Here is a 16,593-nt window from a genome sequence, read left to right as displayed (position 1 = left end):
CGGGGCGTGGGCATGCCACGAGGACCTTCCTGCGCCGGCATGACCCGGATCAGGTGCGGACGGTCGAGGGCACGCCCCTCCTCTCAGCCCGCCTGAGCGGACTCCCGTGGCGTGACGAGCGTACGCCTGGCCCAGCGGTCACTATTGGGGTCATGCCTGAACTGCTCAGTGACAAGGACATCGGCGTCGCACTCGGCACGCTGCCGGACTGGAAGTTGAAGGAGGGCGGCCTGGTGCGGGTGGTGGAGCTCGACGGGTTCTCCCAGGCCATCCAGGTGGTGAACCGGGTGGCGGAGATCGCCGAGAACGACAACCACCACCCGGACATCGACATCCGCTGGCGGACGCTGACCTTCCGCTGCACCACCCACTCGGCGAACGGGATCACCGCCCTGGACGTCAGCCTGGCCGAGGAGATCGACGGCGTGATCGACGCCATCCGCGGCTGACCGCCCGCCCGTTCGTCCCATTGTTCGAATTGTTGAACAATGGGACGAACGGGGACGGGATCAGCTTCGGAACGGGCCGGTCACCTCGTAGGTGATCCCGCCGCTGCTGCTGCCCGAGGTCCCGCGCTGCGACGAGAAGTACAGCCGCTGCCCGTTCGGGGTGAACGCGGGCCCGGTGATCTCCGACGAGGACTGCCCCGTCACCCGCAGGAACGGCGCCACCACGTCGTCCGGCGTGATCACGCAGATCTCCAGGTTCCCGCCGTCCTCGGCGACGAACAGATCACCGCTCCCCGCCCGCGTGATGTTGTCCACGCCCGTCAGCGGCGCCCCGCCGCCCACGACCAGCGAGTCGTCATAGGCCAACGAGATCGACGAGGTGTTCGCGTTGTACGCCCACACCCGGTTGTCGCCCTTGGTCGTGAACCAGCAGACGCCCGCCGCGTAGACACAGCCCTCGCCGCCGTTGAAGCGCTTGGCGCCGCTGACCTGGTTGCGCGTGGCCGTCGGGCTGCCGTCCGGGTCGGACACGACGCCCCAGGTGACCGCGCCGCTGGTCTGGGAGCTGGTGCCCTTCAGGACCTCCAGCGTGCCGCTGGTCAGGTCGCCCCACGTGGTCGGCTTGAACCGGTAGAAGCAGCCGTCGGAGGTGTCCTCGGTCATGTAGATGTAGCCGTGGTCGGGGTCGGCGGCGCAGGCCTCGTGCTTGAAGCGGCCCATCGCCGGGCGGGACACGGCCGGGTTGACGCCCCACGGGTCGGTCTCGAAGACGCGGCCCGTCGACACCTCCTCACACGACAGCCACGTGTTCCACGGCGTCGCGCCGCCCGCGCAGTTGACGTTGGTGTTCGACAGCGTCCGGTAGGCGCCGGTGATGGTGCCGCTGGAGTTGAACTTGATCGCACCGACGCCGCCGGTGCTGGAGACCTCGCTGTTGGACACGTAGATCCAGCCGGTGCCGTCGGCGAACACGGCGCCGCCGTCCGGGGCCGGGTGCCAGGTGTAGTTGGTTCCCGCGACCTTCTGTCCCGATCGGGCGATCACCCGACTGGTGAACCCGGCGGGCAGCATGATGCCGTTGGCGTCCGCGGCCTGGAGCGCCCCGTACGGGCCAGGGCCGGGCTGCGCGGGCGCGGCGAAGGCGGGGGCCCAGGCGGCGCCACCGAAAGCGGTGGCGGCTCCGCCGATGACGGCGGCCCGGAGGAAATTACGACGTTCCACGGTCTGACTCCGATCGTGTCACAGTGCGTGGTCACAACGTTCCGCACCGTACGCGGATCGAGTGAAAGCCAGACAAACGAGCGGCGTAGGACGCAAGAACGCCCGGCGAGCCGAAACCCGCCGGGCGTCCGTCACGCGAGAGCTCAGCTGGTCAGGGTCCAGCTGTCGATGTAGCCGGTGTCGCTGGTCGCCACGTCCTGGACGCGCAGCTTCCAGGTGCCGTTGCGGGCCTCGCTCGACAGGTTGACCGTGAACGTCTGGTTCACGTTGTCCGCCGAGTCGTTCGACGACGAGTTCTTCAGCCGGTAGGCGGTGCCGTCCGGCGCCACCAGGTCGATGACGAGGTCACCGCGGTAGGTGTGGACGATCGCGACGGCGACGGTGCTGGTCGCCGAGGCGTTGCCGCCGCACGTGAGCGCGATGGAGCTCTCGACAGTGGTGTTGTCCGGGATGTTGACGTTGTTGCCGTTGGTCGCCGGGGCACAGGTGCCACCGCCGCCGCCACCGGAACCGGTGGTCAGCGACCACGTGTCGAGCCTGCCGGTGTCACCGGGGCCGGAGTCGTTGACCCGCAGCTTCCAGGTGCCGTTGGCGGCCTCGCCCGACAGGTTGACGGTGTAGTTCTGGTTGATGTTGTCGGTGCCCGAACCGGTCTTGTTGTGCAGGACGTAGGCCGAGCCGTCCGGCGCGATCAGCGAGACGGTCAGGTCACCGATGTAGGTGTGGACGATGTTGACGGCCACGGTGGCGGTCGCCGAGGCGTTGCCGGTGCAGCCGGACACGGTCACCGGGGACTCGATCGTCGAGTTGTCGGTGATCGAGTAGTCGGTGCCGTTGGACACCATCGAGCAGGTACCGCCGCCGGTCGGGTTGACCGTCCACGTGAACGACGCCTGACCGGTCTTGGCCGGGCTGGAGCTATCGGTCACGGTCAGGGTGACGTTCGACGTGCCCGCCGCCGTGGGCGTGCCGGAGATGGTGCCGGTGCCGGAGGCGATGGACAGGCCCGCGGGCAGGCCGGTGGCCGACCAGGTCAGCGGCGCGGTGCCGCCGGTGGCCGAGTTGGTCAGGTTGACCGCGGTGCCGACGGTGCCGGTCTGGTTGCCCGGGCTGGTCACGGTCGGGGCGCCCGGGGTGGTGGAGCCGCAGTCGAACGCGGCGCCGGTGACGGCGACGGCCGCCCACGCGGCGTTGACCCGGTTGCACTCGGTGGCGGTGTAGAGGTCCTTGGCCGCCTTCAGCGTTGCGGTGCGGGCACCCGAGTAGTTGGTGTTGGAGGTCATGTAGGTCGACAGGGCGCGGTACCAGATCTTGCCCGCCTTGTCGTTGCCGATGCCGGCCACGGCCGGGGCGCCGTTGCAGGTCGGCGCGTTGCCCCACGACGACTGGCCGGAGCCCGCGGCGAGGATGTAGAAGAACTTGTTGCCGATACCGGACGACAGGTGGACGTCGATGCCGCCGACGCCGCTGTACCAGCAGCCCTTCGAGCGGCCGTCCTTGGTCGGGTCGTCCATGTAGCGCAGCGGCGTGCCGTTGCCGTTGATGTCGACCTTCTCGCCGATCAGGTAGTCGGCCGGGTCGGACGGGTTGTTGGCGTAGAACTCGACCAGGGTGCCGAAGATGTCGGAGGTGGCCTCGTTCAGGCCGCCCGACTCGCCGGAGTAGACGAGACCGGCGGTCTTCTCGGTGACACCGTGGGACATCTCGTGGCCCGCGACGTCCAAAGTGGTCAGCGGCTTGTCGCCGTTGTCGCCGTAGATCATGCAGAAGCAGTCGGGCAGCCAGGCGGCGTTGACGACGCCCTCGTCGACGTGGACGTAGGACTTGGCGCCCACCCCGTCGTTGGCGATGCCGTTGCGGTTGTGGGTGTTCTTGTAGTAGTCCCAGGTCTTCATGATGCCGTAGTGCGCGTCGACGGCGGCGCTGGCGCGGTTGGCCGAGGTGCCGTTGCCGAAGGTGTTGGTCGCCGAGGTGAACGACGTGATGTTGGTCGGCGGCCTGCCGTAGGTCAGGTCGCCGGTGCCGTTGCCGTCCTGGGTCTCACCGTTGCCGCGCGCCGGGTCCTTCAGCGTCCAGGTGCCGTTGGCCTGACTGGTGCCGAGGCTGATGTCGCCGACCTGCTGGCCGTGGCCGACACCGTCGTCGGCGGTGTGGACGCCTTCGAAGCTGTGCAGGATCAGCCCGGTGGCGGCGTCGACCAGCACGTGGCGGTAGTCGCCGTGGCCGTCGGCGCCCTTGCCCTTGACGGGGATCTTCCACGCCAGCTTGGCGACGTCACCGAGCTGGTCGACGACCAGGCGGGAGGCGCCGTCCGCCTTCAGGCCGGGGAACGCGGCCTCGGCCTTCCTGGTCGCCTGGATCCTGCTGAGTCCGGGCGCGGTGGTCAGCGAGAGCGGCGCCTGCTGGGTCAGCGACGCCCCCGCGAACGCGCCACCGGGCGCGCTGTGGACGATGACGTCGCCGCCGATGACGTCGAGGCCCTTGTACTGGCGGGCCATGTGGACGTGAGTGGCCCCATCGGGGTCGGTCGAGGTGTTGATCTCGGTGAACGTGTCGTCGGACGACGCCCGGACAGCGGCACCGTGCTGCGCGATCGCGGTCTGGGCGGCACTGACCTGGGCGGGAGCGGCGGTCGCGCTGGTGGACACCAGCAGCACGCCGCCGACGACGGCGGTGCCGACACCGGCAGCGGTCAGCCGCCAACCCATACGGGTGGGACGCATCGTTGTTTCCTTCTGGCTGCAGGGCCGTCTGCCGCCCTCGTGGCAGACGGTGAGGAAGGGATAACGAGGCGGAACGCTAAGTCGCGGGATATGCGCACACCAGCATGGTTGCCATTCGCCGAATTACCAGATGCCAGTTCTGTTATTCGATTAGGCCGAACGGAGTAGTAACATTGGCTGGTCAATGTTCACGTTGTCCGACTTGCGGAAATTGACCACCCAGAGTGGTGATCGTCGGGAAGAACGGCAATATCCGCCCACTGACAATCCGCCAAACGTGTGCTAAGCGACTGGAGATTCTTATCCGGTTCGCGGGGGAGCCACGTAAGGGTGCACCCAAGTCGCGAGAACTCCCGCGACTTCGCGATGGTCAATGGCCCCGGTGGACACCGCGATGACCAGGTCGTAGGCCTCGTCCTCCGGCGCGTCCAGGTCGACCCCGTTGAGGCCGTAGAACACGAACGCCGCCATCCACGCCAGACGCTTGTTGCCATCGACCAACGGGTGGTTGCGCGCGATGGACTCCAGCAGCACCGCCGCCTTCTCGTCCAACGTGGGGTAGGCGTCCTGGCCCATCAGCGACGAACTCGGCCGGTGCGCGGCGGAGTCGAGCAGGCCGAGGTCACGGACCTTGGGCACACCAAGATCCATGGTCAGGGTGAGCAGGTCATCCAGGGTCAGATACTGGACGTTCACTGGGCGAGACGATCCAAAAGGGACGCATAGCGTTCCCGTCCCTGACGGGACAGCGCGCGCACCCGGTCATCGCGAACCTGCCGGGCGGCCGCGTCGGTGATCGCCCTGACCGCGGCTTCGTGCTTGCTGACGCCCAGGGTTTCGGCCAGCAGGGCCAGCGCGCGCTCCTGCTCTTCGGTCAACCGCAAAGTCATCGCCATACCGCCATGCTACCAATGTGGTAGCAAGATCAGAACACGTCCGACGGGGCCTTGACCACGCGCCAGCAGTCGTAGACGCGTAGGGCCGGGCGGACTTGGCCCGGTGCCTGTTTGCCGGGCGCGACCCAGTCGAAGCCGAAGGTGGTGCCGAGTTCGATGCCCTCGGCCAGCTCCACGTGCGGGTCGACCCGTGCCTGGTCGTACCGGCCGTCGCTGGAGGTGACGATCACCGTCAGGGTGCGGACGGGGTCGCGGTTCACCGCGAGGGTGACCCCATCGCGCTCGAAGACCAGCGGCGACCGCGCCGGGATGTACTTGGTCTGCAGGTAGGACGAACAGTCGCCGCCGAGAGCGGAGCAGCTGGACACTCCGCACGCCACCAGCACCGCCGACAGAACCGCCGCGCCGCGTCGAACGACCATGGGCGACGCTAAGCCCGCCACAGCCCCGGTGACCAGGGCCTTCCGTCAGACGTTGAACCTGAACTCAACTACGTCGCCGTCGGCCATGACGTAGTCCTTGCCCTCCATCCGGACCTTCCCCGCCGCCTTCGCCGCGGCCATCGAGCCGGTCTCGATCAGGTCCGCGAAGGAAACGACCTCGGCCTTGATGAACCCGCGCTCGAAGTCGGTGTGGATCACGCCCGCCGCCTGCGGTGCCGTGGCGCCCTGCGGGATCGTCCACGCGCGCGCCTCCTTCGGCCCGGCGGTCAGGTAGGTCTGCAGGCCCAGCGTGTGGAAACCGGCCCTGGCCAGGGCGTTGAGGCCCGGCTCGGTCTGCCCGACCGACTCCAGCAGCTCCAAAGTGGACTCGTCGTCCAGTTCGAGCAGCTCGGCCTCGACCTTGGCGTCCAGGAAGACCGCGTCGGCGGGGGCGACCAGTTTGGTCAGTTCCTCGCGGCGGGCGGTGTCGAGGAGCACGCCCTCGTCGGCGTTGAACACGTACAGGAACGGCTTGGTGGTCAACAGGCTCAGCTCGCGCAGCAGGGCGGTGTCGACCTCCTTCGACGCGGCGAACAGCGTGCGGCCGCCGTCGAGGATCTCCTTGGCCTTCTGCGCCGCCTCGGCCGCTGGGCGCGCTTCCTTACGGGTGCGCGCTTCCTTCTCCAGCCGAACGATGGCCTTGTCCAAGGTCTGCAGGTCGGCGAGGATCAGCTCGGTGTTGATCGTCTCGATGTCGGACATCGGGTCGACACGGCCGTCGACGTGCACCACGTCCGGGTCGTCGAACACGCGGATGACCTGGCAGATCGCGTTGGCCTCGCGGATGTTGGCGAGGAACTTGTTGCCGAGGCCCGCACCCTCCGACGCGCCCTTCACGATGCCCGCGATGTCCACGAAGGACACCACGGCGGGCACGATGCGCTCGCTGCCGAAGATCTCGGCCAGCTTCTCCAACCTTGAGTCGGGCAGCGCGACGATGCCGACGTTGGGCTCGATGGTGGCGAACGGGTAGTTCGCCGCGAGCACGTCGTTGTTCGTCAGGGCGTTGAACAGGGTGGACTTGCCGACGTTGGGCAGGCCGACGATCCCGAGGGTCAAACTCACGAGCAGAGAGTCTACGGATCCCCTACCGACCGGTCTCCCGCGCCCGTCTCACGCCAAACCGTTACCAACAGTTTGATCCGTCGACGGCTACCCAAAGGTGAGCGTCGTAGTACGGACATACGCACCAATGGGTCCATTTGACCGGTAACGAAACCCCGCCCAGTGACGATGCACGCACAACGCGCTCACAAAGTCCAGCGCACCGGGTGACGATTAGCCCAAATGGACGCTAGTCAATGCGGCACCCCTAAACAACACTCCGTGAGCGCACTGCTGTCCTCCACATAACCGGAGTGCCAGGCGTCACCCCACAGCTCACCCTGCTGAGGAAGAAGGAAGAGGGATGATTCAACCCGAATGGCGCCGGCGAAGCCGGATCGCCCTGGGCATGGTGGCGACCGCCGCGGTCGTCGGCACCATGTTGGCCGTCGTGCCGAGTGCGGGCGCCGCTCCGACGCCCCAGGCACCGGCACAGGCCGACGAGGCCCCTGCAGGCCTCGACAAGCACGACAACGAACTCCTCGCCAAGGCCGAGAGCGCGGGCAAGAAGACCGTCCGCGTCCTGATCGCCACCAAGGACGGCGACAGCGCGCGCAAGGCAGACGAGCTCGCCGCCGCGGGCGCCAAGATCGAGTACCGGGCCGACGAGATCGGCTACGTGCGGGCCGAGGTCGCCACCGACAAGGTCGCGAAGGTCGCCAAGCTGCCCGGCGTCAAGGCGCTCGACCTGGAAGAGAACACCCCCCTCGAGGACCCGCGTCCGCTGGGCATCGAGGACCCGACCCCGCAGGACCCCCCGGGTTCGCACACGCAGCGGGTCAACCCCTACATGCCGACGACCGACACCAACGCGGCCGAGTTCGTCAACGACAACCCCACCTGGGACGGCCGCGGCACGACCGTCGCCATCGTGGACAGCGGTGTCGACCTCGACCACCCCGCGCTGAACACCACCAGCACCGGTGAGCGCAAGATCACCGACTGGGTGACCTCCACCGACCCGTCGTTCGTCAACGGCAAGAACAAGGACGACGACCCGACCTGGCTGCAGCTGACCAACAAGGTCGCGGGCGCCACCGTGGGTCTGCCGGGCGAGGCCGAGGTCCGCTTCGGCGAGTTCAACGAGCGCGACCCGCGCCTGGGCGGCGAGGTCGGCAGCGACGTCAACCGCGACGGCAACCCCGCGGGCAGCAAGGGCAAGTTCGGCGTGGCCTGGAACCCGGCCACCGCCACCGTGTGGGTCGACACCGACCAGGACGGCTCGTTCGCCAACAACAAGGCGATGACCGACTACAAGGTCAAGTACGACATCGGCACCTTCGGCACCGACAACCCGGCCACGCCGGTCAAGGAGTCGATGCCGTTCGTCGTGCAGACCAACGTCGCCAACGACGCGGTCAACATCGGCATCGTCTCCGGCGCGCACGGCTCGCACGTCGCGGGCATCGTGGCCGGTAACAGCCTCTTCGGCGGCCCGATGAGCGGTGCCGCCCCCGGCGCCAAGCTCGTCTCGCTGCGCGTCTGCCAGTTCGTCGTCGGCTGCACCAACTTCGCCATGATCGAGGCGATGGTCTACGCCGCGCGCGACGCGAAGGTCGACGTCATCAACATGTCGGTCGGCGGCCTCCCGGCGCTGAACGACGGCAACAACGCCCGTGCCGAGCTGTACGACCGCATCATCGACACCTACAACGTGCAGATGTTCATCTCCGCGGGCAACAGCGGCGCCGGCTCGAACACCGTGGGCGACCCGTCGGTGGCCACCAAGGTCCTGTCGGTGGGCTCCTACATCACCCGGTACACCTGGCAGAGCAACTACGGCTCGGACATGGACCGCTTCGAGGCGCTGCACGGCTTCTCGTCGCGTGGCCCGCGTGAGGACGGCGGCTTCAAGCCGAACATCATCGCGCCCGGCTCCGCCATCTCCACCGTCCCGACCTGGCAGCTCGGCCAGCCGGTCGCGGGCACCTACGTGCTGCCCCCGGGCTTCGCCCAGTTCAACGGCACCTCGATGGCCTCCCCGCAGGCCGCCGGTGCCGCCGCACTGGTCGTCAGCGCGGCCAAGGCCAAGAACGTGTCGCACACCGCCGCGCAGCTGCGCACGGCGTTCCAGTCCACCGCCCGCTTCGTCACCGCCTTCGGCGCGTACGAGCAGGGTGCGGGTCTGATCGACACCAAGAAGGCGTGGAACCTGCTCAAGGCGAACCCGAGCACCACGGAGATCACCGCGTCCGTCCCGGTCAACACCGCGCTGTCGGCGTTCCTCAAGACCCCGGGCATCGGCGTCGGCATCAACGACCGCGAGGGTGTCAAGCAGGGCGAGAAGTACTCCCGCGAGTACACCTTCACCCGCACCACCGGCCCGGACTCCCCGGTCACCTACAAGGCCAAGTGGGTCGGCAACGACGGCACGTTCTCCTCGGCGGCCACGGTCACGCTGCCGAAGAACAGCGCGGTCAAGTTCAAGGTCGACATCAACCCGGCCACCACCGGTATGCACTCGGCGCTGCTGAACCTCGACAGCCCGACCACCACCGGCATCGAGCTGCAGACCATGAACGCCGTCGTCGTCGCGGAGCAGTTCACCGCCGCGAACAACTACACGGTGGTCAAGGGCGGCCAGCTGGACCGCAACGAGACCGTGTCGTACTTCTACAACGTCCCGGCGGGTACCCCGGCCCTCAAGGTCGACCTGCAGGGCGGCGGCAACACGGCGGGCGCGGGCCAGATCCGCTTCCTGCGCTTCCACCCCTACGGTGTCGGCGCGGACGCGAACAGCTCGCTGAACTGCTACAACCCGCCGGTCCCCGGCAACGGCTGCGCCACCGGCAGCCCGACCAGCCGCTCGCTGAGCAACCCGCAGGCGGGCGTCTGGGAGATCGTGGTCGAGGCGCGTCGGACCTCCGACACCGCCGAGGCCCCGTACACGCTGACCACCTCGGTGCTCGGCGCGTCGGTCTCGCCCAACCCGGACACCATCGCCTCGGCGACGCTGGGTACCCCGGTCGCCCGGGAGTACACGCTGAAGAACCTGCTCGGCGCGTTCAACGGCCGGGCGACGGGCACCACGCTGGGCAGCGCCAAGCAGGCTGTCCCGAGCATCGCCGACCAGGAGGAGCAGCAGTACCCGATCGTGGTGACCCCGGGCTCGTCGCAGCTGCGGGTCAAGATCGGCTCCACCTCGGACCTCGGTGCCGACCTCGACCTGTTCCTCCTGAACTGCACCAGCGGTTCCTGTGTCGTCGCGGGCCAGTCGGCCGACGGTGACTCGGAGGAAGCGGTCACGGTCAACAACCCGGCCGCCGGTCAGTGGGTCGCGCTGGTCCAGGGCTACGCGGTGCCCGCGGGCACGACCACGTTCAACTACCTGGACGTGTTCACCAACGCCGCGTTCGGCTCGATCGCGGTGACCGACGCCAACGCCGCCCGCGCCGCGGGTTCCCAGTGGGTCGTCCCGGGTGCGGTGACCGCGAACGCGGCCCCCGCCGCGGGCCGGGTCCTGCTGGGCACCGTCGAGGTGCGGACCGACGCGAACATCCTCGTCGGCTCCGGTGACGTGGTTGTTCAGTCTGTCTCGTAACACCATCTAGGCAAGAAAATGGGGACTCACCTGCGGGTGGGTCCCCATTTTCGTGTCCGACCGACATGTCTGATTTCTGCCAGACGGGTTCACTGTGCCGCCGGCAGCATGGGTACGTGCTCAAAGACCCGGAACAGCGGTACCGCGCCGTGGCCGCCCGTGACTCGCGGTTCGACGGGCAGTTCATCCTGGCCGTGCGCACGACGGGGATCTACTGCAGGCCGTCGTGCCCCGCCTCGACGCCCAAGCGCCGCAACGTCGAGTTCTTCGCCACGGCGGCCGCCGCGCAGATCGCGGGCTACCGGGCGTGCAGGCGCTGCCTGCCCGACGCGGTGCCGGGGTCGCCGGAGTGGAACCTGCGCGCCGACCTGGCTGGTCGGGCGATGCGGCTCATCGCCGACGGGGTCGTCGAGCGCGACGGCGTCACCGGTCTGGCCCGCAGGCTCGGCTACTCGGAACGGCACCTGACCAGGGTGCTGACCACCGAGTTGGGCGCGGGGCCGTTGGCGCTGGCCAGGGCCCATCGCGCGCACTCGGCGCGGCTGTTGATCGAGACGACGTCGCTGTCGGTGGCCGACATCGCCTTCGCCGCCGGGTTCGCCAGCGTCCGCCAGTTCAACGACACGATCCGCGCGGTGTTCGCCACCACGCCGACGCAGCTGCGGATCGCGGCCAAGCGGTCGCCGCGCACGCCCTTGCCCACGCCCGGCCGTGTCACCCTGCGCCTCGCGCTGCGCGAGCCGTTCGACGCCGATGGCGTCCTGGGCTTCCTCGCGGCGCGGTCGGTCGCCGGGGTCGAGACGGCCGTGGCGGGCGAGTACGCGCGGACGCTGCGGCTGGCCAACGGCCCGGCCACCGCGTCGGTCAGACCGGCAGAGGGACACGTCGTGTGCACCCTGCGCCTCACCGACATGCGCGACCTCGGCAGCGCCGTCTCCCGGCTGCGCCGCCTGTTCGACCTCGACGCCGACCCCGCCGCGATCGACGAGATCCTCGGCAACGACCCGGATCTCGCCGCGTCCGTCGCGGCCACCCCGGGCATCCGGGTCCCCGGCAGCGTCGACGGCGCCGAGACCGTCGTACGGGCGCTGCTGGGCCAGCAGGTGACGGTCGCCGCCGCGCGCACCGCCGCCCGCAGGCTGACCGACGCGCTCGGCGAGCGGCTGGCGGTGCCGGACGGCGAGCTGACGACGCTGTTCCCCACCGCCGCGGCCATCGCCGAACGCGGCCACGAGGTCCTCACCGGCCCCGCGCGCCGCATCGACACGATCCGGACAGTGTGCGCCGCGATCGCCGAGGGTGAACTCGACCTGCACGTCGGCGCCGACGCCGAGTCGCTGCGCACCACCCTGACCTCCTACGCGGGCATCGGCCCGTGGACCGCGGGCTACGTCGCGATGCGCCTGCTCGGCGACCCGGACGTCCTGCTCCTGCAAGACATCGCCCTGCGCACCGGCGCGAGCAGGCTCGGCCTTCCGTCTACAGTGGACGGCCTGGCCGCCAGGGGCCGCGCGTGGCGGCCGTGGCGCTCGTACGCGGGCATGCACCTGTGGCGCGCCGCCGCCACCCCGATCGAGAGGACATCATGACCGCGTTTTCATCCACAGTGGACACCAATCTCGGCCCGTTCACCGCCGTCGTCGACGGTTCAGGTGCCGTTCTCGCCTCCGGCTGGACCGCGTCGATCAACGATCTGCTTCCCGTGATCCACAAGTCGCTGCGGCCCGTTGAAGTCAAGGACCGCGCCGACCTGGGCGACGTGACCAAGGCGATCGTCGCCTATCACGAAGGCGACCTGACCGCGATCGACTCCGTCGAGGTCACCCAGCACGGCGGCGAGTTCCTGCTGCACGCCTGGGATGTGCTGCGGGCGGTCCCGGCGGGCAAGCCGACGACCTACATGGAGTACGCCGCGCTGTCCGGCCGCCCGGCCGCGATCCGCGCCGCCGCGATGGCGTGCGCCCGCAACGCGGCGGCGCTGTTCGTGCCGTGCCACCGGATCACCAGGACCGGCGGCGGCATGGGCGGCTTCCGGTGGGGCATCGAGGTCAAGCGGCAACTGCTCGCGCACGAGAGCTAGGCGGTCATCTCCAGCGTCGACCCCGTGCGCGACTTGCGCACCCGCAGCCGCACGGGGATCCGCTGCCGCAGTTCCTCCACATGCGACACCAACCCGACGACCCGGCCACCGGCACGCAGCTCGTCGAGGATCCCCATGACGTCGTCCAGCGTGGGCGCGTCGAGCATGCCGAAGCCCTCGTCGACGAACAGGGTGTCCAGCACGGCGCCGCCGGTCTCGGCGGCGACGACGTCGGCCAACCCGAGCGCCAGCGACAGCGAGGCCACGAAGGATTCCCCGCCGGACAACGTCTTCGTCGACCGCGTCTGCCCGGAGAAGTCGTCGAGCACGTCGAGACCGAGGCCGCCGCGGGTGCCGCGCGCGCCCGCCTCGCCGCTGTGGACGAACGAGAACCGACCCTGCGTCATGCGCCGCAGCCGCTCGCTGGCCGCGACCGCGACCTCGGCCAGCCGCGCCGCCAGGACGTAGGAGCGCAGGGACATCCGGCTGACGTTCTGGCCGCGGCCATTGACCACGTCGGTGAGCGCGTCGAGTTCGGCGAAGTCGGCCTCGACCGGGGCGAGTTCGGCCCACGCGGCGCGCAGGCGGTCGGACAGGGCTCTGACGGTCTGGACCCGGTCGGCGGTCACCCGGGCCGCCGCGAGCGCCCCGTCCGCGGCCTCCTGGGCGCTCCTGGCGGCCGTGGCGAGGGGCGCCAGGTCGATCTCCGCGTCGGCGTCGACGTCGGGGAACTCGGCGAGGACCGACCGGCTGCGCGCGGTCCGCAGTTCCGCGCTCGCCAGCTGGTTCTCCAGTTTGGCGACCACGGTCTCCGCGCGGGCCGCGCCTTCGGCTTCGGACAGGTCGGCGAACCCGGCCGACAGGACGGCCACGGTCAGCACCTCGCGCTGCTCGGCGACCCGCGTCGAGGCCGCCTCAGCCGCTGACCGCGCCTCGGCGGCCTTGTCCAGCACGGTGAGCAGTTCGATCACCCGCACCCGTCGCGACCGCACGTCCCGGTGTCCGGCCCTGGCCACTTCGAGTCGCAGCCCGCGCTCGCCCACCAACTCGGCCAGCGAGGTCTTCTCAGCCTGGAGCGCGGCCGTCGACTGACCCAGTTCCGCTTGGCGCCGCGCGATCCGGGCGGCCTCGCCGTCGAGCGCGACGAGTTCGTCGACCAGGGCGTCATGCTGGGCCGCAAGCGTTTGCGCCAACGCGACCGCCGCGGTCGCCGCCGCGTGGAGGCGTTCCGGATCGACCCAGCCGACCAGCTTGTCCCGCAGCTTCCCGACTTCCTGGCGCGCCCGAGCCAGCGCGTCCGCGGCCTCGTCCCGCAGGCGGTGCAGCCGCTGCTCGGCGGACACCGCCGCCTTCTCGTCCGCCGCGGTCACGTGGTCGGCTGACCGCGCGGGCGCCGGATGGTCCGCCGACCCGCACACCGGGCACGACTCCCCCGCCGTCAGACCCGCGGCGAGTTCCGCCGCCATCCCGTCCAGCCTGCGCTGACGCAGTTCCTGGACCGCGTCCCGTGCGTCCTGATGCTTGTCGACCGCGCTCTGATGGCTTTCGGTCGCGGCCAGCAGATCCCGCTCGGCGGCGGGCAGGGCGACAGCCGCGCCGACAACGGCCGCCGTCTCCTTTTCCTTGGCCCGCAACCCGTCCAGCGACGCGCGCGCGTCGGCCGCGTTGGCCACCCGCTGCCGCAGGTCGGCGATGCGGTCGGGGACGTCGAGCGCGCGTTCGGCCAGTCGGGCGGACTCGGCTGTCGCGTCGGCCAGCAGTGCGTCGATCTCGGCGAGCCGGGCTTCGTCGGCCTCCTGCCGCGTCTGCTCATCGACAAGTCCCGCGAGTGCTCCCGCCTCTTCGCGGAGCCTGATCACGTCGTCGGCGAGCGCCGTTTCCACGTAGCCGAGTTCCGTCGCGGCGGCCAACGTCGCCGCCGCCTTGCGATCGGCTTCGCTCGCGGCCCGCTCAGCGCGACGTAGCCCGTCGGCGACGGTGACGACCGGGACAGCCCGCCGCGCGGCGGCCAGTTCCTCGCGCCACGCTTCGCGGTCGCCTGCCTGCCGGTCGAGTTCGGCCAGGTCGTCCCTGGCCTGCCGCACCTGCCGGATCCGGTCGACGGCGTCACGGGCTTCGCGCAGTTCGGCCTCCGCCGAGGCCCGCACGTCCGCTGTCTTCGCGCGAAGATCCGCCGCGTCGTCGGCGCTCGCGGTCAGCTCCTCGATCAGCCCGGCCAGCCACGGCTCGTCGGCTTCCTCCGGCGGCTCCTGGTCGGCGGCCTGCGCGACCCGGGCGGCCAACTCGCCCACGGTCTGGCGGCCCGCTTCCAACTCGCGCCGACGCTCGGCGCGGCGTTCGCGGAACCAGCCCTCGACGCGCTGGAAGTGCTCGGTGCCGAACAGCTTCTCCAGCAGCTTCTCCCGCTCGGCGGTGTCGGCGCGCAGGAACGTCGCGAAGTCGTTCTGCGGCAACAGGACCACCTGGAAGAACTGGTCCTTGGTCATCCCCAGCAGCCGCTGCACGGTGCGCGCGACCTCGTCGATCCGCGCGACGCCCTCCGGCGCGTGGCCGCTGGGCGAGGCGTGGACCCAGGTCAGCACGGCTTTGGCCTGCTGCTTGGTGAAGCCGCCGCCGCGCCGCTTCGGCCGCAGGTATTCGGGGCTGCGCACGATCCGCAGCCGGTGGTGCTGGATCGTCAGCTCCAGGGCGACCTCCGTGTGCAGGTCGGGCGCCGCGGTGTCGCAGCGGAGCCGTTTCGCCTGGTCGCGGACACCGGGGACACCGCCGAACAACGCGAACGCCACGGCGTCGAGCAGGGTTGTCTTGCCCGCGCCGGTGTCGCCGTGGAGCAGGAACAAGCCGTCGGCGCCGAGGGTGTCGAAGTCGACGACCTCGTGGCCGGGGTAGGGGCCGAACGCGGTGAGTTCGAGGCGGTGCAGTCTCATTCCGGCTCCTTCCCGGCGACCGCGGCCAGCGCCTCCCGCAGCAGGCCGCGCTCGGTCTCACTCGGCGGGGCGCCCCGGGTCTCCTCGACGAAGCAGCAGGCGACCTCGGCGTCGTCGCGGTGCTGGGGCAGGTCGAACAACTGCGCGCTGGGCTGGCAGCCCTCCGGCCGCCACTCCAGGTGCACGGCGTGGGGGAACCGCTTCTGCAACCTGCGCATGGCGTCGAGCGGGCGGACCTGGTCGGTCAGCTCGACGGACAGGAACTTGTCTACGAGGGGGTCGTGCCTGGGGTCGATCAGGATGTCGTCGAGATCGCCTCTGACCGTCGCCAGCGCGCGGGGCACGGGCAGCTCGCGGCGCTCGACGCCCGCGAGACCGCCCGCGTCGAGGTCGACGAGCCAGACGGACTTGCGGTGGCGGGCCTCGGAGAACGAGTAGGCCATGGGGCTGCCGGAGTAGCGCAGGTGGTCGGCCAGGGTCTGCGGGCCGTGGAGGTGGCCGAGGGCGGCGTAGTCGACACCCGCGAAGGCCGCGCTGGGCACGTGCGGGACACCGCCGACGGCGATGGTGCGTTCGGAGTCGCTGCCCTGCCCGCCGATCACGAACGCGTGGGCGAGGACTACCGACCTGGTGCCGGGCCGGGTGGCCAGGTCGGCGCGGACACGGTTCATCGCCTCACCGAGGACGTGGGCGTGGGTGCGCAGGTCGGGCAGGCCGAGGCCCTGGCGGGCGATCTCGGGCTCCAGGTAGGGGATGCCGTAGAAGGCGACGGGGCCGTGGGCGTCGGCTCGGATCACGGGCCGGGCGATGTCGGTGACCGAGGTGCGCAGGTGCAGGCCACCCGCCGCGGCGAACTCGCCGAACGCGCCGAGCCTGGGCGCGGAGTCGTGGTTGCCGGGGGTGAGCACGATCTGGGCGCCCGCCGCCGCGATGGCGCCCAGGACCCGGGCGCACACGCCGACGGCCTCGGCCGACGGGACGGCACGGTCGTACAGGTCACCGGACATGACCACGACGTCGACCTTCTCGTCGGCGACCAGGTCGGCGAGGCCGGTGAGCACGGACTCCTGCTCGGCGAGCAGATCACGGCCGTGGAAGCTGCGGCCCAGGTGCCAGTCGGAGGTATGCAGGACCCGCATCCCGCCAAGCTACGACGAAGATCCCCCCGAT

12 protein-coding genes and 1 riboswitch are annotated in these 16,593 nt (G+C 70.2%); of the genes, 4 read left to right on the top strand and 8 right to left on the bottom strand.

The genetic code is table 11. The annotated features are described in order from the left end of the window. Nucleotides 1-9: 9 nt before the first annotated feature. Nucleotides 10-118, bottom strand: a riboswitch (TPP riboswitch). A gap of 34 nt (nt 119-152) precedes the next feature. Next, nucleotides 153-449, top strand: coding sequence for a 4a-hydroxytetrahydrobiopterin dehydratase (locus ACSHT8_RS27480; protein ID WP_436493789.1), 297 nt, complete (start codon nt 153-155; stop codon nt 447-449). 60 nt (nt 450-509) lie between these two features. On the opposite strand, the gene ACSHT8_RS27475 is transcribed toward ACSHT8_RS27480, so the two are convergent. The 6 genes from ACSHT8_RS27475 to ychF all read right to left on the bottom strand — a co-directional run bounded on the left by ACSHT8_RS27475 (nt 510) and on the right by ychF (nt 6,836). Beyond that, nucleotides 510-1,670, bottom strand: coding sequence for an alkaline phosphatase PhoX (locus ACSHT8_RS27475; protein WP_436493788.1), 1,161 nt, complete (start codon nt 1,668-1,670; stop codon nt 510-512). Nucleotides 1,671-1,813: 143 nt separating this feature from the next. After that, entirely contained in the window at nt 1,814-4,393 is a 2,580-nt protein-coding gene (locus tag ACSHT8_RS27470) for a M4 family metallopeptidase (RefSeq protein WP_436493787.1), read from the bottom strand. A gap of 300 nt (nt 4,394-4,693) precedes the next feature. Next, the gene (locus ACSHT8_RS27465) at nt 4,694-5,044 is read right to left on the bottom strand and encodes a type II toxin-antitoxin system death-on-curing family toxin (RefSeq protein ID WP_436502195.1); all 351 of its coding nucleotides are present in this window, start codon (nt 5,042-5,044) and stop codon (nt 4,694-4,696) included. 41 nt (nt 5,045-5,085) lie between these two features. Then, the gene (locus tag ACSHT8_RS27460; RefSeq protein ID WP_436493786.1) at nt 5,086-5,289 is read right to left on the bottom strand and encodes a CopG family transcriptional regulator; all 204 of its coding nucleotides are present in this window, start codon (nt 5,287-5,289) and stop codon (nt 5,086-5,088) included. 29 nt (nt 5,290-5,318) lie between these two features. Then, nucleotides 5,319-5,711: a hypothetical protein gene (locus ACSHT8_RS27455; RefSeq protein WP_436493785.1), complete on the bottom strand. Its 393-nt coding sequence runs from the start codon at nt 5,709-5,711 to the stop codon at nt 5,319-5,321. Between the two features lie 45 nt (nt 5,712-5,756). Continuing rightward, nucleotides 5,757-6,836: a redox-regulated ATPase YchF gene (ychF, locus tag ACSHT8_RS27450; protein ID WP_436493784.1), complete on the bottom strand. Its 1,080-nt coding sequence runs from the start codon at nt 6,834-6,836 to the stop codon at nt 5,757-5,759. 343 nt (nt 6,837-7,179) lie between these two features. Between ychF and ACSHT8_RS27445 the strand changes: the two genes are divergently transcribed. The 3 genes from ACSHT8_RS27445 (at nt 7,180) to ACSHT8_RS27435 (ending at nt 12,496) form a co-directional block, all read left to right on the top strand. Beyond that, nucleotides 7,180-10,416: a S8 family serine peptidase gene (locus ACSHT8_RS27445; protein ID WP_436493783.1), complete on the top strand. Its 3,237-nt coding sequence runs from the start codon at nt 7,180-7,182 to the stop codon at nt 10,414-10,416. 65 nt (nt 10,417-10,481) lie between these two features. Next, complete coding sequence (locus ACSHT8_RS27440) at nt 10,482-12,005, top strand: AlkA N-terminal domain-containing protein (RefSeq protein ID WP_436493782.1); 1,524 nt, start codon at nt 10,482-10,484, stop codon at nt 12,003-12,005. After that, entirely contained in the window at nt 12,002-12,496 is a 495-nt protein-coding gene (locus tag ACSHT8_RS27435) for a methylated-DNA--[protein]-cysteine S-methyltransferase (RefSeq protein ID WP_436493781.1), read from the top strand. Before ACSHT8_RS27440 ends, ACSHT8_RS27435 begins: the two co-directional genes overlap by 4 nt. Here the strand turns inward: ACSHT8_RS27435 and ACSHT8_RS27430 are convergent. Beyond that, a complete protein-coding gene (locus ACSHT8_RS27430; RefSeq protein WP_436493780.1) occupies nt 12,493-15,423 on the bottom strand; it encodes an AAA family ATPase in 2,931 nt (976 codons plus the stop codon). The genes ACSHT8_RS27435 and ACSHT8_RS27430 overlap by 4 nt on opposite strands. After that, nucleotides 15,420-16,562 carry an exonuclease SbcCD subunit D gene (locus ACSHT8_RS27425; protein ID WP_436493779.1) on the bottom strand — a complete coding sequence of 381 codons (1,143 nt, stop codon included), beginning with the start codon at nt 16,560-16,562 and terminating at the stop codon, nt 15,420-15,422. The genes ACSHT8_RS27430 and ACSHT8_RS27425 overlap by 4 nt, the downstream gene beginning before the upstream one ends. Nucleotides 16,563-16,593: the final 31 nt, after the last annotated feature.

This window comes from Actinokineospora sp. HUAS TT18 (genome assembly GCF_051364635.1).
GTDB lineage: Bacteria > Actinomycetota > Actinomycetes > Mycobacteriales > Pseudonocardiaceae > Actinokineospora.
This window is presented reverse-complemented; position numbering and strand designations above follow the sequence as displayed.